20 protein-coding genes are annotated in these 20,471 nt (G+C 55.0%); 16 read left to right on the forward strand and 4 right to left on the reverse strand.

All coding sequences use genetic code 11. From position 1 onward, the window contains the following. From VLH40_02075 to VLH40_02110, 8 genes are all read left to right on the forward strand, one after another. A partial coding sequence (locus VLH40_02075; GenBank protein HSV30797.1) for an adenosylcobinamide-GDP ribazoletransferase occupies positions 1–594 on the forward strand: 594 nt, incomplete at its 5' end. Between the two features lie 69 nt (positions 595–663). Next, positions 664–1,275, forward strand: a complete 612-nt coding sequence (locus VLH40_02080) for a histidine phosphatase family protein (GenBank protein HSV30798.1) — start codon at positions 664–666, stop codon at positions 1,273–1,275. Next, the gene (cbiB, locus tag VLH40_02085; GenBank protein HSV30799.1) at positions 1,260–2,219 is read left to right on the forward strand and encodes an adenosylcobinamide-phosphate synthase CbiB; all 960 of its coding nucleotides are present in this window, start codon (positions 1,260–1,262) and stop codon (positions 2,217–2,219) included. Before VLH40_02080 ends, cbiB begins: the two co-directional genes overlap by 16 nt. Before the next feature lie 85 nt (positions 2,220–2,304). Further along, positions 2,305–3,531: a lysylphosphatidylglycerol synthase transmembrane domain-containing protein gene (locus tag VLH40_02090; GenBank protein ID HSV30800.1), complete on the forward strand. Its 1,227-nt coding sequence runs from the start codon at positions 2,305–2,307 to the stop codon at positions 3,529–3,531. 143 nt (positions 3,532–3,674) lie between these two features. Next, positions 3,675–6,296 carry a methyl-accepting chemotaxis protein gene (locus VLH40_02095; protein HSV30801.1) on the forward strand — a complete coding sequence of 874 codons (2,622 nt, stop codon included), beginning with the start codon at positions 3,675–3,677 and terminating at the stop codon, positions 6,294–6,296. 96 nt (positions 6,297–6,392) lie between these two features. Continuing rightward, positions 6,393–7,418 (forward strand): biotin--[acetyl-CoA-carboxylase] ligase, encoded by a 1,026-nt coding sequence (locus VLH40_02100; GenBank protein ID HSV30802.1) that lies wholly within the window; start codon positions 6,393–6,395, stop codon positions 7,416–7,418. Positions 7,419–7,456: 38 nt separating this feature from the next. Next, positions 7,457–8,047: a biotin transporter BioY gene (locus VLH40_02105; GenBank protein HSV30803.1), complete on the forward strand. Its 591-nt coding sequence runs from the start codon at positions 7,457–7,459 to the stop codon at positions 8,045–8,047. A 113-nt stretch (positions 8,048–8,160) separates the two neighbouring features. Next, a complete protein-coding gene (locus VLH40_02110; GenBank protein ID HSV30804.1) occupies positions 8,161–10,755 on the forward strand; it encodes a methyl-accepting chemotaxis protein in 2,595 nt (864 codons plus the stop codon). A 165-nt stretch (positions 10,756–10,920) separates the two neighbouring features. Here the strand turns inward: VLH40_02110 and VLH40_02115 are convergent, their stop codons facing one another. From VLH40_02115 to VLH40_02125, 3 genes are all read right to left on the reverse strand, one after another. Then, positions 10,921–11,919 (reverse strand): aldo/keto reductase, encoded by a 999-nt coding sequence (locus tag VLH40_02115; GenBank protein HSV30805.1) that lies wholly within the window; start codon positions 11,917–11,919, stop codon positions 10,921–10,923. 159 nt (positions 11,920–12,078) lie between these two features. Beyond that, positions 12,079–12,423, reverse strand: coding sequence for a hypothetical protein (locus VLH40_02120; GenBank protein ID HSV30806.1), 345 nt, complete (start codon positions 12,421–12,423; stop codon positions 12,079–12,081). Continuing rightward, a complete protein-coding gene (locus VLH40_02125) occupies positions 12,420–12,569 on the reverse strand; it encodes a hypothetical protein (GenBank protein ID HSV30807.1) in 150 nt (49 codons plus the stop codon). The genes VLH40_02120 and VLH40_02125 overlap by 4 nt, the downstream gene beginning before the upstream one ends. Positions 12,570–12,655: 86 nt before the next feature. Between VLH40_02125 and VLH40_02130 the strand changes: the two genes are divergently transcribed. The 8 genes from VLH40_02130 to VLH40_02165 all read left to right on the forward strand — a co-directional run bounded on the left by VLH40_02130 (position 12,656) and on the right by VLH40_02165 (position 19,334). After that, positions 12,656–13,318 carry a hypothetical protein gene (locus tag VLH40_02130; GenBank protein HSV30808.1) on the forward strand — a complete coding sequence of 221 codons (663 nt, stop codon included), beginning with the start codon at positions 12,656–12,658 and terminating at the stop codon, positions 13,316–13,318. Between the two features lie 66 nt (positions 13,319–13,384). After that, a complete protein-coding gene (gene rpiB / locus VLH40_02135) occupies positions 13,385–13,867 on the forward strand; it encodes a ribose 5-phosphate isomerase B (GenBank protein ID HSV30809.1) in 483 nt (160 codons plus the stop codon). A 444-nt stretch (positions 13,868–14,311) separates the two neighbouring features. Then, a complete protein-coding gene (locus VLH40_02140) occupies positions 14,312–15,394 on the forward strand; it encodes an LptF/LptG family permease (protein ID HSV30810.1) in 1,083 nt (360 codons plus the stop codon). Between the two features lie 8 nt (positions 15,395–15,402). Continuing rightward, positions 15,403–16,107, forward strand: a complete 705-nt coding sequence (locus VLH40_02145) for a tetratricopeptide repeat protein (protein HSV30811.1) — start codon at positions 15,403–15,405, stop codon at positions 16,105–16,107. A gap of 1 nt (position 16,108) precedes the next feature. Then, positions 16,109–17,317: a tetratricopeptide repeat protein gene (locus VLH40_02150; GenBank protein ID HSV30812.1), complete on the forward strand. Its 1,209-nt coding sequence runs from the start codon at positions 16,109–16,111 to the stop codon at positions 17,315–17,317. 30 nt (positions 17,318–17,347) lie between these two features. Then, positions 17,348–17,926, forward strand: coding sequence for a sigma-70 family RNA polymerase sigma factor (locus tag VLH40_02155; GenBank protein ID HSV30813.1), 579 nt, complete (start codon positions 17,348–17,350; stop codon positions 17,924–17,926). Between the two features lie 38 nt (positions 17,927–17,964). After that, complete coding sequence (locus VLH40_02160) at positions 17,965–18,495, forward strand: glycogen-binding domain-containing protein (protein ID HSV30814.1); 531 nt, start codon at positions 17,965–17,967, stop codon at positions 18,493–18,495. Continuing rightward, the gene (locus tag VLH40_02165; GenBank protein HSV30815.1) at positions 18,492–19,334 is read left to right on the forward strand and encodes a hypothetical protein; all 843 of its coding nucleotides are present in this window, start codon (positions 18,492–18,494) and stop codon (positions 19,332–19,334) included. The genes VLH40_02160 and VLH40_02165 overlap by 4 nt, the downstream gene beginning before the upstream one ends. A 65-nt stretch (positions 19,335–19,399) precedes the next feature. Here VLH40_02165 and VLH40_02170 read toward each other — a convergent pair whose 3' ends face one another. Further along, positions 19,400–20,461, reverse strand: coding sequence for a 3-isopropylmalate dehydrogenase (locus VLH40_02170; GenBank protein HSV30816.1), 1,062 nt, complete (start codon positions 20,459–20,461; stop codon positions 19,400–19,402). Between the last annotated feature and the right edge of the window lie 10 nt (positions 20,462–20,471).

Consider the following 20,471-nt stretch of genomic DNA (forward strand, 5'->3'; position numbering starts at 1 on the left):
AATTTGGGTGCCTGGCGATTTGTTCTGGCGGCAACCGGCGACCGGATGATTGCCGCACTGACGGTGGTCCTGGTTTGGATCGGGCTCACCCGGGCGCTTCATCTGGACGGGGCGGCGGATATCGCCGACGCTCTGTTTGGAGGCTGGACCCCGGAACAACGGCGGTCGATTCTCGCAGACTCCCGCCTAGGGACGTTCGGAGTCGTTGCGGTGTTTGTTCTCCTCGCAGGAAAACTCGTTTTCGTTTTCGGCTTAGCGACCTCTTTTCCGCTGGTGCTGGCTCCGGTTCTGGGGCGGACGGCAGCCTTATATATGGGGATCTTGTTCCCCCCCCTTCCTTTGGGGGGAAAAGGGATGGGAAAGGAGATCAGCGGCCGGATTCCCGCTTGGTATGGCTTACTATGGGTGGCGATCGTTGCCGGCTTCAGTCTGGCGCAGGGCGGCCGGACTCTTTTGAAAACGGCGGTTATCTTTATTATGATCTACCTGTTTGGGCGAGCGTTGGTGCGTACCCTTGAGGGAGTAAACGGCGACGGGCTCGGGGCCGGAGTCGAATGGGCGGAATTCCTGTTTCTTTTCCTGCAAAGAGCGTGAATGACTTCGAGATTAACGGGAACGATGCTCGAAGACAAGTAAGACTGAAGAATGCGAGGATTTGAGTCGATGAAAGAGATAACGTTATTGCGTCATGGAGATACCGAAGCTACGGAGAAGGGATATTTTTCCGGCTGGAGCGATGTTCCCCTCTCAAGGCGGGGGCGGGAACGCATCGCCCTCCTCCGTCCGTTGTTCTCGGATCGGCGATTTCAAGGAATTTTTGTCAGCCCCCTGAGCCGAGCGTTGGAAACGTTCCGCCTGCTCTTCCCGGAGGGTTCAAGCTTCGAAGTCCACGAAGACATCAGAGAACGCTCTTTCGGAGACTGGGAAGGGGTCGCTTGGGAAGACATCGGGAAACGATTTCCTGAAGAGATAGAGCGCTGGAAAGCGGAACCGTTTTTGTTTACTCCCCCCGGCGGGGAAAGCTTTGTCCAAATGCAAAACCGGATTAGCTGTTTCTGGGAAGAAATCACTTCCCGGGAGGACGGAAGGTATCTGGTGGTGACCCATGCCGGGACAATCCGCTGTCTTCTCGCGCACCTGACCGGGATGTCGTTTCAGACGACATTTCATCTGCTGCTTGATCCGGGGGTACGGTTGAACCTCCGCCATGGCCCGCTTTTTACCCAGGTCGTCTCCCTGGAAAACTCCGAGGTCCCAACATGCCCGCCCTTTTGAGGTTGCTGGCCGGATTTTTCCTGGACCAGGTCCTAGGAGATCCGCCGGACCGATGGCATCCGGTGGCCTGGATCGGCCGGCTGATTGATGCCTTGGAGCGGATTTTCTTTCCAAAGGTCCGTAACTTCAAAAAGGAGTTTGTTTTCGGTTTTATCGTAGTGTTTCTTACCGTCGGAGGGCTGGGGACCGGCTACTACTTTCTCGCCCGCTTTCTGCGGGGGGTTCATCCGGGTCTTTTTTGGGCCCTGGAAATCTATTTTATTTTCCACTTTCTGGCTTTTTACACGTTATCGCGAAGGGGCCGTGAGGTCAAGCGCTCTCTTGAGGGGGGCGACCTTGCTGCGGCACGGCGGAAGCTCCGGCACCTGGTGGGACGGGACACCGCTCACCTCTCTGAACGAGAGATGGTGCGAGGCACGCTGGAGTCATTGGCCGAGAATTTCAGCGATGGCTTTGTTGCCCCGCTTTTCTATATAGCGATTTTTGGGGCCCTGGGCGGACTGGTATATAAAACGATCAATACGCTGGATTCCGTGCTCGGCCATAAAGATTATCGATATTATTTTTTCGGATTTGCCTCCGCCCGGGTTGATGACGTCGCGAGCTTTATCCCGGCTCGCCTGTCTGTTTTGTTTGTCGCGCTGGCGGCCTCTGTCTTGGGAGCCTTCGGGCGGGAGGCGATCGAATCGGCCTGGCGGGATGCCCGCCGCCACCCCAGTCCGAACGCCGGCTGGCCGGAAGCGGCTCTGGCCGGAGCGTTGGGGGTTCGGCTGGGAGGGAGCAACTATTACCAGGGAAAGCGGGAGGATAGGCCGTTTATGGGAGAACCACGGCGTGAGCTGACGCCAATGCGCATCGACGAGGCCCTGTGGGCCTTGAAAGTCGCCTCCTTCCTAACCATGGCGGTCTTCGCCTGGATCCCGATTATACTAGTCAGGCTCTAAGGACCGGGCGGACCCGTTCGGTGGCCGCCCGAAAGACATGCCGGAAGAGAGCAAAATATTCTTGTTGAATCAGAGAGGCTAAAGAATGAGCACCCTTAAGAATCAAGAGCCAAACGGACCGCCGGAAAAGTCTGTAGCCGGAGGGTCCGAATCAGAAGAAGGCATCCTCTCGAGAACCCTGTACGGACAGAAGCGTTTTGAACGGAAGAAAATCATCCGGCAGGTTCTCGCGTCCGTTGCGATCAGCCTGGCCAGCGTCGCCCTGATCTTTTTCTTTTTTGCTCAACGGGGGATTGTGGTCGACCTCTCCGTTTTTCGTCCGGCCTGGTTTTTCGTCGGGCTCATCACGATGGTAGGGAAGTGGCTTTTGGATGGGACGCGGGTTTTCCTGAGCGCCAGGGCTTGGAAAAAACGCCTTCGCTTTCGGGACGCCGTGGGAGCGGTGCTTTCCGGGCACTTCGTGTCCGCGATCACTCCCTTTTCTACCGGCGGGAGCCCGGTACAGGCGTTTGTGTTGGCCCGCTCCGGGCTGACCTGGGGAGAGGCCGGCAGTTTTGTGGTCATCACCGGAATTCTCTTTCAGTTCAGCCCCCTACTGCTGTTTATCGTTATGATGGGCGTCTTTCGGATCGGTTTCACATTGCGAGGATTTTTGCTTGACCTATTATATTTCTTCGCCGTTTTTTATTCGGCCCTTCTTTTGATGCTCTTCTATCTGCTTCTTTACCCGAAGACGCTCTACCGTCTGATCAACTGGGGTATGCGCGTTGTTCGCCGTCGGCTTCGCCGGATCAAGTTCAATGAAGATGTGGTTTGGAAATGGATCAACGATTTTATGGGAGACTTCCGCCGCGGCTTTAAAATATTTATTTTACAAAAACCCCAATACCTGATCTGGAATCTGGGCTGCTACCTGGTCCAGAGCTTGATGTCTTTTTCCGTGGCCCAACTGGTGCTCCTCTCGCTGGGGGCTCAACCTTCCTACCTGGCGGTGGTGGAATCTCAGATCCCGCTCTTTTATGTCTTTGCCCTGACCCCCTCCCCAGGAGCCAGTGGTGCTGTGGAATTCTCCATCGCCTCGGCTTTCCTGCGCTTTGCAGGAGCCGAGAGGCTGGGCGTGTTCGTCCTTTTCTGGCGATTAAGTACCTATTATTTCACCCTACTTATCGGTGGCCTGACCCTTTTTTTCATTTTGAAAAAAAACGGCAAGCAGACGTCTTCTGGTGACACCGGCGGCGCCGGAGAGCCCGCGGGTCGGGAGCGGCTTTCCAAAAAAACCGCAAACCCTGAAAACACCCAAACCCAAGTCTAAAGATTTCCGGGATGCGGACGATAATACTAAAATAAATATTCCGTCCGCTTTCCGGAGAGCCTGTCCGAGAAATAGCAAGTTAGACAATGTGGGCTTGGAGAAGAAGGCCAGAGAAGTCTACTTTCGGGAGGAGAAGATAGGCCATGACCATTCGTTCAAAGCTGCTTACCGGCTTTATCGTTGTCGCTGCCCTGGTTGCCCTGGCTGGCGGAATCGGCATCTTCGCTTTTTCCCAGATAGTAAGGAACATCTCGCGCATGGAGGAAACCATTCCATGGTTGTTTTCATCCTTTCGCATGAAAGAGCGGTTGGCTCAGAGCTTCCAGGTTGTGACCCGCTACCTTGCCGAGCGGGATCCCTCCCGCCTGGCCGCCCTGGAAGAGGATTTTTCTTTCTTAATGAACACCGTAGAGATGTACGAAGAGGCATTGCTATCCGGAACGGACAGCCCTGCTTTTAAAGAGAAGGGGCAATTTCGGACAGCATGGGAAAAAGAAGGACTTCAACTTCCCATCTCTCGGATTACGGAGGGTTCAGAGACGAGTGAACGCGTGCGGGAGCTGTCCCAGCTTCGGGAAAATTACCGCGCACTCACGGCACAGTTGATCAACACACACCGGGAGCGACTTATCGGTAATGAAGAACTCGCCCGGAAGAGCCTGGCCCTGGATGATCCGGTGGCCTCCCTGGAGAGATTCATGCTCTCGCTGGAAACAGCCATTGCACAGAACAACGTATCGATCGGCCAGACCCGCGATCTGCTTGCCCAATATGCGCTGACCAGGAACCGAATAGGCAACCAATTGGGGCCGGTTGATGGATCGCTTAACATGTTGGAGTCGGGAATCGAGGGCAATATAGTTTTTTCACGCGCGACCAAGGACCTTTTAATCGAACGGATGGCTTCGATCCGCGAACACCGGGAACGCCTTGTGGAAGTGATTGTCCGCTCAGAAGAACTCCCGGGATCCGATTTCGAGGCGGAGATTCTGCAGACGTTCCGGGACACCGTCTCCGAAATCAACCGGCTGGGGCGCGAACTCAGTAAACTGAGCCTCAATGAATGGATCACCCAAATCGGGGCGATGAATATCGCCCGAAAAAACTATATCATCGCTCCGGACGATGAGAAAGAAACCTTTCGCCAGGCCCACGACAGTATCTTCAGTGCGCTTGGCGAATTCTTGGGTGGGGAATTCCTGAAAAGCTATGAAGAACGGATGGCTAATCATATCTATGAAAAAAACTGGCAGGAATATGCACTGCTTTGGTCGGATGTGGTCGAAACCAGCGACCGGCTGGAGGCGCTCGAAAACGAACAAAATCAGGCTCTGGAGCGCATGCATTCACTCCAGGCGGATTTCTCGCATTCCCTCGACGAGTTCAACCGCGTGATCAGTGGCGAGTTCCGATCAGCAGTCGGAAGCATCCACGCCACCGAACAATCCCTGCAACGGGTTCTTTATGGGACGACTGCCGCGGGGTTGGTCATCGCCGTAGTCCTCGGATTGCTTCTGGCCTCCTCCATTGTCCGCCCTCTCCGCAAGGGAATGGAGTTTGCTGGCACCCTGGCCTCCGGAGACCTCACCGGCCGAGTGGAAAACCGAAAAAAGGACGAAACCGGCCACCTTCTGGAATCACTGAATACCGCCTCCACCTCCCTTCGTTCCTTCATGAGTGAAGTAGCCACCTCGGCCCGCTTTATTCAGGAAAAAGTCACTGACTTGGCCACCTTCGGCAATGAAGTGGCCCAGACCGGAGAGCAGATTGCTCAGACCGTTTCCCAGGTCTCACAGGGCTCGGAAGATCAAAGTCGTAATCTGAGCGAGGTATCTGAAAAGATGGGCGAACTGGTCGAAGCGGTTCGACGGGTTTCCGGACAGCTCGTCGAACAGGTTGAGTGCTTTGGGGAGGCCTTTTCCCAGGTCGAAACGATATCCCGGAGTATAAACGAAACGGCCAGGAATCTTGATGAAGCCCGTACCCGTACCCAAGAGTCGGCCGAGAGCACCAGGCAGGGACAGGAACGGTTGACTGCCGTTTCATCGGCCATGCACGGCATCCAGAAAAGCGTGGTCCACGTGTCCCAGATTATCGGCCGGTTGGGCGAGAGCTCCCGGGAGATCGGCAACATCACCGACCTCATTACCGGCATTGCCGATGAAACCAACCTTCTGGCCCTGAACGCGGCCATCGAAGCGGCTCGGGCCGGCGAGGCGGGACGGGGCTTTGCGGTGGTCGCCCAGGAGGTGCGTAAATTGGCCGAAGAATCCGCCCAGGCCGCCCAGCGCATCTCGGGGCTGATCGGCGACATCCAAAAAGAGGCCCGGCTGGCGGTCGGCTCCATGGAAGAGAGCACCGGGCGGGTTTCTCAAGGGGTAGGAGCCGTCGCAGAAGCGGGCCGCTCCTTTGAGACGATCACCCAGCTTGGTCAACGGGTCAACGAAGAAGTCAGTCAGATCGCGCGCTCCTTTAAGACCATCGAAAAAGCCTCGCAGCAGGTGGTGGACACCTTACAGGGGATGGTGGGTATCTCCCGCTCGTCCCACGATTCGGCCAATGAAGCGGCAAGCCTCTCGGAAGATATTTCCGTTACCCTGGCAAGCGTAGCTTCCATTTCGGAGGAGAACGCCGCTTTGAGCGAAGAAGTGGCCGCTGGTTCTGAAGAGCAAAACGCCGCGCTCCAGGAAATTCGTAGGAACATCGAGGAAATCAACCGGATGGCCAAGAGACTGGAAGACAGCCTGGGAAAATTCAAAATTTGAAAATTCAATGATTTTTGACCCTGAAGATTCCGACTGGAGATTGGAGAGGCAAACCACCACAGTTCACCGCCGTCCGTGGATCAAGAGCGATAGTCCATGCCCAACGATCCGATGAGATGGGAAAACGGGAAGGATCTGGCTGACCGGATTCTTCCCCTCCTGGCCGAAACAAGCCCTGGTTTTGTTTCCGGAGAGGAGATTGCCGGGAGGATGGGCGTCAGCCGGGTCGCGGTGTGGAAGGCGATTCAACGACTCAAGGGACACGGCTTGGCGATACAAGCCTCCCGGAAAGGATACTGCTTGGAGGGGAGACCGGACCTTCTCTGGCCATCTTACCTGGCATGGCTCCTCGGGGAGCGGTTCCCAAACCTCTCGATTGTGTACCGGGAAACGATTGATTCGACCAGCACCCTAGCCAAGCGTCTTGCCCAGGAAGGAGCCGGAGCCGGCACCTTGGTTATCGCCGATCAACAAGGGCGGGGGCGGGGCCGCTTAAGCCGCTCCTGGTTCTCCCGACCCGGAAAAAGTCTGCTTTTTTCTATCCTGCTCCGGCCCCAAGTAGCCCCCGAACGCCTGCCGTCTCTTTCTTTGGTTACCGCCCTGGCTCTGGCCAGGAGCCTGGAAAAACAGAACCTCCGTCCGATGCTCAAGTGGCCGAACGATCTCCTGCTCGGGGGGAAAAAGGTGGCGGGAATTTTGCTTGAGTCGTCGATGGAACCAGATCAGATCGAGTGGGTCGTGGTGGGTGTGGGTATCAATGTGAACTACTCTATAGAAGATTGGTCACAGGAACTGGCTCCCCGATCGACCTCTCTTCAGGAAGTGACCGGAAAATCGCTGAACCGGGCAGAACTCCTGAGAGGTTTTCTGGAGGAATTTTCCCGCCACATCGACCAGTGGACGACAGCGGGATCGTTTGCGGCTCAGAAAGGTGCCTACCTCGAGCGCATGGCCTGGCTGGACCGTGTAGTCGATATCCGCTCCGGTAAAGAGTGTAAACGGGGAGTCGCGATCGGCGTCGGAGACGGAGGAGACCTGCTTCTCCAGGTCGGAGGTGAAATCGAACGGATAAGGTGGGGGGAAGGCTCCCTGGTGATTGACAGGAACAACCCAATATGTTAACTTAGCTGTAATATCAAGTTAACGTAAGGGGGTTCCCCATGATCAGAAACAGAAGAAAAATGGTAAGAAGCGCGCTGTTTGCCGCCTTGATTGCAGCCACGGCGCTGTTTTTCCGCGTGTCTTCCGGTATTGTACCTTTTAGTCTCGTTCCCTTGGTAATCATATTAGGAGGCTTGTTGCTCGAACCGGACGAGGCCCTTACCGGCACCAGCCTTTATCTGGCCCTGGGACTGGTTGGTTTTCCGGTTTTTGCCGCACCTCCTTTCGGAGGCCCCATGTATGTTCTGCAGCCGACGTTCGGCTTTCTCCTCGGTTTCCTGTGGTCTGCCCCCCTATTGGCTTTCATGGTGCAACGGTCCCGCCGGAGGACGTTCACCCGTCTGTGCCTGCTCTCAGGGGTGGCCATGGGACTCCTCTATCTCCCCGGCCTAATCTATCTCTGGCTGGTTCTCAACTTTATTATGGGAGTCGATACGGGAATAGCGCGGGTTTTCTCGATCGGTTTTTGGCCCTTTATCGGCCCGGATATCTTGAAAGCCCTGTGCGCTGCCCTTCTGGCTTGGCGCCTCCGCCGCCTGCCCTGGGTCGCCCATTCCCGGAAAGAGATCATTGTCGAAATGAACCGGTGAGTTAGTTTTGGGAGGCGAGGCGGCAGGGCAATTATTGGCAAGAAAATTCATCTTCCTTTCATAGGGGACCATAGAACCCAAATAGGTCAATTCGAGAAGGGAGGATACCGGGTTTGAGGATTTCGGCGAAGATTTCTCTTGGTTTTATGTTGCTGGCGATCCTGGCGGCGGGTATCGGCAGTGTCGCGATTTTTGCCTTTTTCCAGGTGAGAGGCTCTCTGGAAGAGGTTCGGAAACAAACTCCCATGTTTTTCACTACGTCTCGCATGAAAGACGTGTTGTTTGATCTGAATGCTCTGATGAATGCCTTTCTGTGGGAGGAAAACGATGCGGCGCTCGACCGGATGAGCGGGGAGTTCGATCGGCTGGAACAGAGATTTATGGCTTATATGGAGGCCCTGCGCCTAGGGAGTGAATCGGTGGAATTTCAGGAGTCGCCTTATGCTCAGGCATGGGACGAGGAGGCCTTTCCCTTTCCCTTGGAAGCGATACCCCAGGAAAGCCCCTTGCAGGCCAACCTCCAGGCACTGAGGATGTTAGATATCAGGCACCGGTCGAATACCCGGGTAATTCAAGACCTCTGGAGAGAGCGACTGCAAATCCGCCGGACGATCAGCGAGACCTCCCTGGCGATGGACGAGCCATCGCGCATTGTGGAAAGCTTTATCAGCTTGGTGGGCGACACCGTCGTCAGACTGACCAATCCGATCGACGAGGTCTTCTTTCTACTTTTTCGCTACACGGCGGGCGGAGCCCGAGACCAGCGGCTCGCGGCGGGGATCGATGCGTATTTCGCGAGCTTCGAACAGGACGTGGAGCGGTCTACGCTGATATCCCAGGCCAGCAAGGACGATATTTTAGCGAAAACGGATATCTTTCAAGAAGCCTGGTCGCGGACCGTGGCGATCATCCGGGCGGGCGAGGACCCTGGTGAGACCTTCATGGAGTTTAACCGAAGCTATCGCGCTCTGAAAGGGTCGTTGAATCGGTTGCGCTTGGATCCCTGGCTCAAGGAGATCAACACCATCAACCAGGGACGAATGAATTATCTCGTCGCGGCCGATCCGGAAAAGAAGGCGCAAATCCGTAAACAGATAGACGCGGCATTTACCGCTCTGGGGGGGTTTCTGGAAGAAGAGTTTTTGGTTGCCTACGACGCGACGATGGCCCAAAGCGTGATCGAAGATCGCTGGCTGCCCTTTCGGGACATGTGGCGGGATATCATCCGCCATGAAGGACTTCTCGCGCCGTTGGACAGCCAGACACAAAGGGCGATTCACGAAACGCGGGAGATCGGACAACGGCTTTCGGATTCGATGGAAGAGATGAACCGGGTGGTATTCGTGAACTTCGAAGAAACCGTCGCCGACCTCGCAATGCTCGAGTCACGGCTTTCCCGGATCCTGTACCTGGTGACCGCCGTCGTTTTGCTTTTGGCCGTGACCCTGGGGGTTATTCTTTCCCGGAGCATTGTCCGACCGATCCGGCAAAGCGTCGCGTTTGCCCAGGTGTTGGAGCATGGCGATCTCAGCCAAGAGATAGAGGAAAAGCGTTCCGATGAAATGGGCACTCTTTTCACCTCTCTGAATCGAGCGTCGCGTACTTTGCGCGAATTTCTCAGGGAAGTGGCCGATTCGTCGGAGCGGATCATCAATTCCATGCATAATCTACACCGCACATCACAAGAGATCGCCCAATCGCAAGACCAGATCGCCCAGACAGTTTCGCAGGTCGCCCAGGGATCTGATGAGCAGAGTAAAAGCCTGACCGAAATTTCCCGAAACATGGAGTCGCTCCTGAACGGGATCCGGGAGATGGCCCACCGGCTCATGGACCAGTCGGAAAAAGCCTCCCGCTCTCTTGAGGAAGTGAAGGAAGTCCGAGAAAACATCGGCTTGACCGGTGAAAACATGGCGAGCGTAAAAGAGGCGGCCTCTTCGGCTTTTCGGGCGACTACCCTGGGGCAGGAAACCCTGAAGGACGTAGTCGTGGCCATGGGGGATATCCGGGAATCAGTTCTTTCTGTAGGCGAGGTGGTTGAAAAGCTGGGGAAGAGCTCCCGGGAGATCGGCAACATCACCGACCTCATTACCGGCATTGCCGATGAAACCAACCTTCTGGCCCTGAACGCGGCCATCGAAGCGGCCCGGGCCGGCGAGGCGGGACGGGGCTTTGCGGTGGTCGCCCAGGAGGTGCGTAAATTGGCCGAAGAATCCGCCCAGGCCGCCCAGCGCATCTCGGGGCTGATCGGTGAGATTCAATCCGAAGCGGGGAAGACAGTCAAATCCATGGGAAAGAGCCGGGAAAAGGTCGAAACGGGAGCCGGGGCGGTGGAAAAAGCCCGGGAAGCCTTTGGGGATGTGTTCCAGGCCAACCGGGTGGTGGCCGACGAAGCCGAAAAAATTACCATCTCCTTCTCCCGGGTAGAAGCATCGTCCCAACGGATTGCCGAACTGGTCGGCGAAGTTACGGAAATATCCCGTCAGGCGTACGCACAGACCCGGTCGGTTGTCGAATCTACCGAGTCGGTTTTTGGAAGTCTGAACACCGTGGCATCCATTTCGGAAGAAAACGCCTCCGGAGCGGAGGAGGTGGCGGCGGCTTCCCAGGAACAACATGCGGCGTTCCAGGAGACAGAGAAAAGCGTCGCCGACACGGTCAAGCAGGCCGAAGCCTTGAAAGGAGACCTGGAAAAATTTACGATATAGACTTTCGGGAGTTCAGTGGGCGGAGCCTTTCAGGTCAGCCGCCCACTGAACAAACAGCCGGAGTCTTCGGCGCGGCTCTCCCCGGAAGACTCCTCGGAAAAAAGAATGGTGAACAGTGATAATGGACCTTCCTCCCTGACGCTGTCAGCCGCGCTGACTGGGCAACTATTCTGTGATGAGGTGGTTAGCCCAGTCGATGAAGCGATAAGGATAGAGTTCGGGTGGCAGGCTTGCCCGGTCAAGTAGTTTCAGATCGTCGTCCGCGAGGGTCCAGCCGGTGCATCCTAAGTTATCTTCCAATTGTTGTGGAGTCCGGACCCCCAAAATGGGAATCGTTCCTGGGCGGGTGAGCAACCAGTTCAGGGCAGTTTGTGAGACGGTCTTTCCATATTTTTTTGCGGCTGCCTCAAGGAGGGCAAGGATTTTGAAGTTCTTTTCCGTTGCCCGGCGCTCCCAGGAATCTTCGTATTCCTTGCGCTGGCCGGGAAGCCGGCCTTCCGCCGGCCGCTCTCCGGCTCGGTATTTACCACTGAGAAACCCGCCGCCCAGCGGCCCCCAGGCCATGACGCTCAGGCCACAGGCATGACAGGCCGGCACCACTTCGTACTCGATATTCCTCTCCACTAAGCTGTACTGCATTTGAGCGGAGACAAACCTCGACCACCCCCCGCACCCGGCAACGGCGGAAGCTTGGGCGATTTGCCAACCGGCATAATTGGAACACCCCAGGTAGCGGACCATCCCCCGCTGCACAAGCGAGTCAAGGGTTTCCATAATTTCGTCGAGGGGAACGGTATTGCTCCAGCAGTGGACCTGGTAGAGGTCGATATAGTCGGTCTGCAGACGCTTGAGGCTGCTTGTGAGCGCTCTGAAAATAGCCTTACGGGAAACATCGGCTCCGTAGGGTCCCGGCTCCGTCCGGAAATAGACCTTGCTGGCCAGCACCACCTCTTCCCGCCGTCCGACCAACGCCCGGCCCAGGATTTCTTCAGACCGTCCATTGGCGTAGACGTTAGCGGTATCGATAAAATTGCCGCCGGCATCTATATACCGGTTGAGCATGGCCAGCGAGGTTGCCTCATCGGTTTCCCGCCCAAAGGTCATGGCACCCAAGGACAACTCCGATACCAAAAGACCGCTTTGACCCAGGACAACATTGTTCATGGTTTTAGCCCCCTGTCTTCATCGATAGATCCCATCCTTCTTATTATACTCTTTGCCAAAGACTTTTTCCCAAGACCCTGCATCCTGCCACTCTTCGATTTCTATGCCCTTCTGCCAGCTGTTGACAGAGGCGGTTTGGTTTTTTCGTCCCCGGTTTTGTTATGGACCATTTCGATCCCCCAATTCCCGAAGGCGTCGTCCGGCCGAGTCGATCAGGGTGCTACCTCCCATGCGCAAGGGGCCGGCAGGAATCGGTCTGAGGTCAAAGTGTTTCCTTCCCTCGACGACGAGTCGACCCTGGCTACCGGCAATCAGGCCCTTGACCATCCAAGAAACGGGATCCCATTCGATTCTGTGCGTGAAGGAGACATACCGCTTCTGTCCGGGGAAAAGCCAGATATCGGCAAATTCGGATTGGGAGATCCTGATCCCGTCCTCAGCCAAAAGAAGATCGATGCGGCCTTTGGTAACCTGCAAAGGGAGCAAGCCGCCGTTCGACATCACCAGTGTCCCAGCCGGCTTGCAGTGATCCCGGCTAATGTTCTCGATTCCGGTCGGAGCCGAGAGGTCACGGTTATCGACCGCAGGGTGATCACAAGAAGGACGGCCAAGAGAATGACCATGATAGCGATGATCAGGAGTAGTCGCATTTTTCAGCCTTCTCTCATTTCAGTGCTCCACTGACACTATGATATCATGCTCCACGGTTCCTCTCCCTATCTGCGTAAATCCCAAGATGCTATGCGCCTTCGTGGACGGAACCAAGACCATGGTGGAGATGGCCGAAGTGTCCAACGCCACCGGTGCGCTCCCCGATATCCCCGGCATGCACGGAGCGCCGGTGGACCTGGTTAACCTCTCCTACCACTATATCCCTCGGTCTGAGGGTGGTTTGTTCGGGCATGACTTTGTGGTAGACTATTCTACGGGAAAAGTAGCCCCCGGAGTCTTCGTGGTGTTCACTACCCCCTCTGGACATTTGCGCCGGGACCTCGGGTTTTATTCAATGGGAGAGGGTCCCTATTATACCCTGTTCCGTCCTTATCATCTGTGTAGTTTCGAGACGCCCATTTCGATAGCCCGTGCGGTGATTGCCGGTGAACCAACTATCAACACGACACGGGTTCATTCAGAAGTCGCTGCGATGGCCAAGCGGGACCTGGAGCCGGGTATGGTCATCGACGGAATCGGGGGTTTTGACGTTTTCGGAAAAATCTACTCCTGCCAAGAGGCAAAGTCCTTGGATGCCTTACCCATTGGTCTGTCGGCCGGGGCCCGGGTTTTCGTTCCGGTTAAAAAAGGCGGGATGATCACCCGACAAGGTGTAGAGGTCAGCCGGGAATCCTTCGCTGCCAAACTGAGAGACTTACAGGACACCTTGATGACCATGGAGCGCTGAGTCTACAGACGTTGAAGGTAGCCGGCGGGCGCAATTCGGAAAAACGCTGAGGAAGGAAGAAGGCACATGATCATTGCCCTGGGTTCAGACCATGCCGGCTTTGAACTGAAAGATACGATCAAGCGCAAGCTCGAAACGGGTCCTCACCGGGTGATCGATGTTGGGACACAGGCCTCGGAGCCGCCGGTCGCGACCGCCGCCATCGCCCGGCTGGTCGCTCAAAAAGTGCTTCGCGGGGAAGCGGAGCGAGGAGTTCTCATATGTGGAACCGGGGGAGGTATCTCGGTGGCCGCGAACCGTTACCCCGGAATCCGGGCCCTACTCTGTTTCAACCGGTTCACCGCCGAGATGGCCCGGAAGCATAACGACGCTAACGTCCTGGCGCTTGGCTCCCGGACCACCGAGGTCGAAGTCGCTTGCGAACTGGTGGACATCTTTTTGAACACCCCGTTTGGGGGGGGGAAATATCTTCCCCGGATCAAGCTTCTGGAAGAAATAGAACGAGAAGTATATGATCTTTTAAAAGAAAAATACGGATGCCGGGAATAAATCCGGGCATATCCCTTATTTAACTAATAATGGAAGATACAACCAAGCGAAGCGGTTGACCGGTCAAAACCAGACCCCGGACGCGCGCGTCCGGGGTCTGGTTTTTTTGCGACATCTCAGACCATTATGCCGTTATGATGTTCCCGGGAAAACTGTTATAATACCGATCGGAGTTTTTCTCTCCTTACGCCCCAAGGAACCGTTCCGAGAGATGGCTTGTTCATCCCTCCTGGTCCACGTCGACTCGATTGAGCCACGCTCCGAATGATGACGAAGATAGGGGTGGAGGGTAAGGCGAGGAACCCGTTGATCGGGATTCGTATATATGAATTTATCTTGCAGCTTGAAGGGGTAAAGTGGAAACCCGAATGCTCTTCTCAAAGGACGCTCTCCTGGTCCACAGGCTCCTCCCCCCTTTGATTGGCCAATTTGGAGGGTTTTTCTATGTTTAGAGTCATGGACCGGTATCTTATGAAAGAGAGCACGATCGGCATGTTCACCTGGGTGGGAGCGGTCACCATTGTCATGTTGGTCCAGACCATTTTCGAATTGGCCGATTTCTTCGTGAACAAACGGGTGCCCCTTTTAATTGTCCTGGAAATCCTCCTGCTTTATATTCCCGCGCACATGGTGATGACGTTTCCTATTTCCGGCTTGCTTGCTTCCCAATTGACCCTCAGCAGGCTGTGCCGGGAGTCGGAATTGGTCGCCATCGAAGCCGGAGGGGTCAGCCTGAAGCGTTTTCTGCAGCCCTTCCTGATTTTCGGCCTATTCGTAAGCCTCGGTGCGTATGCCATCAATGATTTCGTGGTACCGGAGGCCAATCACCGCGCCCAGGTATTGATCCGGGAATTTGTTTATAAGGAAGGACCTCCCCGTATCGAGCAGAACGTTTTTTTCCGGGATGCCGACAACCGTTATTTTTATGTCGGCGAAATCGATAACGAAAGCTGGGAGTTGCGTAACATCATTATTTACGAACTCGGGACCCGGCACGATTACCCGGACGTCATTCTGGCTCAAACCGGACTGTGGCAGGATGAACACTGGATTCTTCGGGAGGGAGTCACGCACCGGTATAATGAACTTGGTCATCTCATCCAGGAGATCGAATTTTCGGAAATGGTCATTGACATGCGGGAAGAATTGAAAGACTTTTTCACCCGGCAACGGTCCCCGGAGGAACTGTCCAGCCGGGATCTCAGCCGCCAGATCGATATTCTCCGGCAGGCCGGAGCGGCCACCGAAAATTACGAGGTGGCCTATTATCTTAAGATGGCTATCCCTTTTTCAGCCTTTGTGTTTCTGTTGTTCGGCATGCCTTTGGGCATCCAGCGTACCCGCGACCCCAAAGCCCTGGGAGTGATCGTTACCGTGCTCATGGCCTTTGTCTACAACATGCTGTTATCGATAACCCGTTCGCTGGGGAGGGGCGGGGTGATGGAACCATGGCTGGCCGCTTGGTTGCCGGATATCTTGTTCGGGGTCTTGGGCTTAATTCTGTTTGTGACCGTAGACCGGAAGTGAGGAGGCTTATGAAGCAGACTCTATACCGACAGCGTGGATGGATGATCGGTATTCTCTTGGTACTTGTGGTCGCCCAACATACGGGTATGGTCATGGCGACCGAAAATGATCTATATCGGCAGGCGATGGAGGCTCGGTCCCGAGGTGAATTCGACGAGGCCTATCGGCTGTTCGAGCGTTCAGTGGAGGCGGGGATCCGCGTACATGATGCTTACTGGGAAATGGGCATGATCCTGCTGGAAAAAGGATCGAGTTACCGGGTCATGCGCCAGGCGCTTCGCCTGTCGCCCCGGATTGTCGAAGCCTTCCAGGAACACCTCGCGTCCTCGCCGGATGACGATTGGAGTTGGTTCCGACTCGCTTATGTCCATGGATTGAGGAGTAAGGCCCCAGGTATCCGGGAGTGGGAAGAGGCGGAAATGGCTATTCTTCGCGCTCTGGAGATCTCACCAGAAAATTCCTTTTACCTGCTGCATCTTGGTTACATTTATTATAAAATGAATGAGTTACAAAAGGCGGTGACCGTTTTTCACCAGGCCTTGGAAAAGGATCCGACCTATTGGGAGGTCCGGTATTACCTGGCCCTGGTATACCTTGAGCTCAACGAGAAGGACCTGGCCCGGGAAGAGCTACGCATGATCACCGACAGTCTTCCTCGGGATACGGATCTTTATGATCGGGCGGCAAGAGAGCTCAGAAGATTGGGGGATTGAGATGGCATTCAGCGCTCGTTTGTGGATTACGCTGACCGGCATCACCTTGACCCTTATGTGCCTGACCTTTCTCTCCGGATGCGGTGGGATCGGCGTACGGGAGACCGGCTCGGTGTCCGGTGAAGTCTGGAGTGATTTCGAACCTCTTTCCGGTGTGCTGGTGGAAGCCCAAGGAGTAAGTACGACCACCGGACCGGAGGGGGACTTTTTTCTTGACCGGGTGCCCGTCGGAGAGCGTTACCTCTTTTTTTCCCGGACCGGCTTCACCGGCAACTTCAGCCGAGTGCGAGTCGAAAAGGGCAGAACCAGCCTGGTCAATCCGGAAGGCAGGATTTTCCTGGCCTTGCGTAATGAACAAAGCCTGGCCGAGTATATTTTTATCCTTTACGAGGGCGGACTATATGAACGGGCTATTTTCGAGTCCGAGCAGTTTTTAACCGAATATCCAGCCGGCTCCCGAACCGGCGATATTTTTTTTATTCAAGGTGCATCGTGGTACTATCTGGGAGAATACCAGAAAGCAGTGGATGCGCTTTCTGAGATGTCGGCCTTTTATCCGGAAAATCTTTTTGCTGATGACGCCCGCTATCTTTTAGCCAAGAGCTATGGCGAAGGCTTGGGGAACTTTGGGGCGGCGATCGTTCAATACCGTTATTTGGTGGACAATTACCCCCACAGCCCGCTGGTGCCCACCGCCTATTTCGAAATGGCTGACGCGTATTACATTCTGGGATTCTTTTTCGAAGCCGCCCAGATTTATGAACTGACGATAGGATTGGGAGGGGAGGTAGGCCGTAAGGCGACCTATGCATTGGGGCACTGCTATTACCGTATGAACCAGCATCAGGAAGCAGCCCGCCAATTCGCCCTGTATGTTGCATTATACCCGGCAACCGATCTGTCTGACGATGCCCAGTACTTTGAAGGAGCATCCCATTTCCAGAACAGAAAATTCCCGGAAGCCCTGATCGCTTTTGAAAAGACGGTCATCAATTATCCGAACGGGACTTGGTATAACGGGATTCTCATCGCTCCGGCCGCTCTTTTTCACAAGGGCCTAAGCCTAGAGAGAATGGGCCGGTTCCAGGAAGCCCATGACGTGTATGTCGGTATAATTGTCAACTACCCCAGGGCCTTGTGGGCTGACGGGACCTCGCTTGTCAACAGTGCCCGATTTCGGATCGATTGGCTAAGGGCCAACGTCCTATAGCGTCGCGTCTCTAATAACAAGCCATCTGACATGACGGAGAGAAACGACCGGGATATAGTCAATGAAGTGTTGAACGGGAACGCGGAGCTTTTTTGCTTATTGATTCACCGTTACGAGAAAGCCATTTTCAACTATATCTACCGCATGGTCAAACAGAAGCAGGAGGCCGAGGACCTTGCCCAAGAAACTTTTGTCCGGGTCTTCTCGAAACTGAGGAAATACAATAACACCTACGAATTTACCACGTGGATCTACCGAATCGCCCTCAATGTCTGCCGTGATTCCTTCCGTAAAAAAAGGCTGGTGTTTTTCTCTCTGCAAAATCCGGTTGGAGAGGAAGAGGAATCCGAGCTGGAAGACTTTATCGAACAGGCCTCTTTCCAGGATCCCGATGGTGATGTACTCAATCAGGAACTCCGTTTGGAAATCGAGCGGGCGATCGAGCGACTGCCGCTCAAGTTCCGGGAGATCATCGTTCTGCGCCACATAGAAAATTTGTCGTATGAAGAAATCGCCGCGGTCACCGGATTACCGATTGGGACGGTAAAAACCTATATTTACCGGGCTCGGAAGCGACTACAGGACGATCTTCAGAGGTATTTGGACTGAAACCGGCGCGGGTTTTTTACGTATAAGAGGGTGAGGCGATGATCATGAATCACAGAGAAGAGAAGCTCATAAAATTTTTGGAACAGCTACCGAAGAAAGAAGTTCCCCCCGATTTTTCCTCTCGGGTGATGACGGTCCTGGGAAATCGGCGAGCTGGAGCAGTGGTCTTTTCCGACATCAAAAAATGGGTGGTCATTTCCCTGGCCGCTGCGTTCCTGGGCTTGGTGTTTCTTACCGACCTTCCCCTGCTGCCGCAGATAGAAGTAACTCAAACGGTTGGTTATCATAAGGTGGAGCTGGTATTTTACCCCTCTTCACAGAGTCCCCGAACGGTGGCGGTGGCTGGTGATTTCAGCGACTGGGATTCCATCCAAATGGACCGAAAATCGGGAGATTACTGGAAAGTCACCCTACAGGTTAGACCGGGAAGGTACCAGTATGCCTTTGTTGTGGACGGTTCTTTGTGGATTCCCGATCCCCTGTCATCCCGTAAGGTGGCCGACGGTTTTGGGGGGTTCAATTCCGTTTTGGTGGTTAACGGACTTTTGAATTATAATCCTGTGGAATGAAAGCGTTTGCCATTGTTCTGTTCATCCTTTGTTTTTGCATTGTCCCTGCCTTTGCCGGAGAGACAATCGAGGGCTTGATCGAAGACGCTTCATCATACAGTGAAGAAGACCGCGCCTACCTCCTCATCCGGGTCAATGAGATTGTCCGGGAAATGGACTCATTAGGGCTTCCCACCGAACCGGTTTTACGGAAGCTCCGGGAAGGACTGCGCAAGAAGGTCTTGCCCTACAATATCGTCCTGACCTTGGAAAGCCGGAAAAGCTCTATTTCGGAAGCGCGGGCCATTCTCAGTGAAATCGACCCGGCATTCGAAGGTGATGAAGGACTGCTTATCAACTTGGCCCTTTCTCTCGAACACGCCGTCCCGCCGGAAGCTGTTTTGGAAGCCCTCCGGGAGACGATCGCCCGGGATGGTGATTGGATCCACCTTATGGTAGACTCCCTGTCTACATTTTTGGAGATGGGCGCCTCCCCTCAGCAGGCCGCTAGCCTCACCCGCGAGGTGGCCCGGAGAAACCCGAGTCCCCGGGATTTGCGGCGCATCACCAAGCTGATCGAGCGCGCTCGGCGGGAAGGGGTCGACCCGCGAAGGACCGCCGAAGCGTTGGAGGCGGCGCTTGGCCGTTTTGGGAACCTGAACCTGGTGGAAATGGAAATGCAAAGCTTCATCAGTGACGCCCGCAACCAACCTTCTCTCTCAATTGGTCAGGGCTCGATCGTTACGGAACCGGGTATCTCCTCCGGTGGGACTCCTGCCCAAGAGGGCGGTGCCCCGATCGAAGCGACCCCTCCTTCTGGAGTCCCTCCTGCCCAAGAGGGCGGCACCCAGCTTGATTAAAATGCATTAACGCCTCTCTGTATTGACTCAGAAAAGCCTCTTTACCCTCCGCCATCCTTGCTTCCTCAGTCCAAAAGCCTGGTGACCAGATCGCCGACCTCAGAGGTGGATAATCCCATCTTTCCCGCACTCATACTTTTAATCCGGCCGGTGGAGAGCGCGGCAACCATCGCCCTCTCCACGGCTCCCGCCGCTTTCTTTTCACCGATCACGTCCAGCATCATCTGCAGCGCTCCAATGGCCGCCAGCGGGTTGATGATATTCAGGCCAGTATACTTGGGAGCCGATCCACCGATTGGTTCGAACATCGACACCCCGGCGGGATTAATATTTCCACCGGCGGCGATACCCATGCCGCCCTGGATCATCGCTCCGAGGTCGGTGATGATGTCTCCGAACATGTTGTCGGTGACGATTACATCAAACCATTCCGGGTTTTTCACCATCCACATGGTGGTTGCGTCGACATGGGCGTAATCGGTTGTGACCTCCGGGTAGTCTTTGGCCACTTCATGAAAGGTCCGCTCCCACAGGTCGAAGGCATAGGTGAGGACGTTGGTCTTGCCGCACAGGGTCAACTTTTTCTCCTGGTTCCGCTTCCGGGTATATTCGAAGGCATAGCGCAGGCAGCGCTCCACGCCGTGCCTGGTATTCACCGACTCCTGAATGGCGACCTCCTGGGAAGTTCCCTTCCTCAGAAATCCGCCCGAGCCGACATAGAGTCCCTCGGTGTTTTCCCGGACCACCACAAAGTCGATCTCTTCCGGGCCTTTGTCTTTTATCGGGGTCCAGACATTCGGGTAGAGCTTGACTGGTCGAAGGTTGATGTATTGATCAAGAGCAAAACGAGTACGCAACAAAATCCCCTGTTCGAGAATACCCGGCTTGACCTCGGGATGACCGATGGCTCCCAGATAAATCGCGTCGAGAGAGCGAAATTCGTCGATCACCGAATCGGGAAGGGTTTCCCCGGTTTTTTGGTAGTATTCGCCCCCGAATGGATAGGCCACCGTCTCGTAAGCGAATCCATATTTGCCAGCTACCGCCTCCAGTACTCTCAATCCTTCGCGGACTACCTCTGGTCCGGTTCCGTCTCCTGGGATTACACCGACCTTGTAAGTATTCATCTAAGAACTC

The organism is Atribacteraceae bacterium (assembly GCA_035477455.1).
Lineage (GTDB): Bacteria > Atribacterota > Atribacteria > Atribacterales > Atribacteraceae > DATIKP01.

Coding starts and splice junctions, on each gene's coding strand:
- VLH40_02130 (HSV30808.1), top strand. CDS start 12,656: ATGCTATGCGCCTTCGTGGACGGAACCAAGACCATGGTGGAGATGGCC.
- VLH40_02160 (HSV30814.1), top strand. CDS start 17,965: ATGATCATGAATCACAGAGAAGAGAAGCTCATAAAATTTTTGGAACAG.
- VLH40_02170 (HSV30816.1), bottom strand. CDS start 20,461: ATGAATACTTACAAGGTCGGTGTAATCCCAGGAGACGGAACCGGACCA.
- VLH40_02165 (HSV30815.1), top strand. CDS start 18,492: ATGAAAGCGTTTGCCATTGTTCTGTTCATCCTTTGTTTTTGCATTGTC.
- cbiB (HSV30799.1), top strand. CDS start 1,260: ATGCCCGCCCTTTTGAGGTTGCTGGCCGGATTTTTCCTGGACCAGGTC.
- VLH40_02125 (HSV30807.1), bottom strand. CDS start 12,569: ATGCGACTACTCCTGATCATCGCTATCATGGTCATTCTCTTGGCCGTC.
- VLH40_02140 (HSV30810.1), top strand. CDS start 14,312: ATGTTTAGAGTCATGGACCGGTATCTTATGAAAGAGAGCACGATCGGC.
- VLH40_02090 (HSV30800.1), top strand. CDS start 2,305: ATGAGCACCCTTAAGAATCAAGAGCCAAACGGACCGCCGGAAAAGTCT.
- VLH40_02115 (HSV30805.1), bottom strand. CDS start 11,919: ATGAACAATGTTGTCCTGGGTCAAAGCGGTCTTTTGGTATCGGAGTTG.
- VLH40_02145 (HSV30811.1), top strand. CDS start 15,403: ATGAAGCAGACTCTATACCGACAGCGTGGATGGATGATCGGTATTCTC.
- VLH40_02100 (HSV30802.1), top strand. CDS start 6,393: ATGCCCAACGATCCGATGAGATGGGAAAACGGGAAGGATCTGGCTGAC.
- VLH40_02155 (HSV30813.1), top strand. CDS start 17,348: ATGACGGAGAGAAACGACCGGGATATAGTCAATGAAGTGTTGAACGGG.
- rpiB (HSV30809.1), top strand. CDS start 13,385: ATGATCATTGCCCTGGGTTCAGACCATGCCGGCTTTGAACTGAAAGAT.
- VLH40_02080 (HSV30798.1), top strand. CDS start 664: ATGAAAGAGATAACGTTATTGCGTCATGGAGATACCGAAGCTACGGAG.
- VLH40_02150 (HSV30812.1), top strand. CDS start 16,109: ATGGCATTCAGCGCTCGTTTGTGGATTACGCTGACCGGCATCACCTTG.
- VLH40_02105 (HSV30803.1), top strand. CDS start 7,457: ATGATCAGAAACAGAAGAAAAATGGTAAGAAGCGCGCTGTTTGCCGCC.
- VLH40_02095 (HSV30801.1), top strand. CDS start 3,675: ATGACCATTCGTTCAAAGCTGCTTACCGGCTTTATCGTTGTCGCTGCC.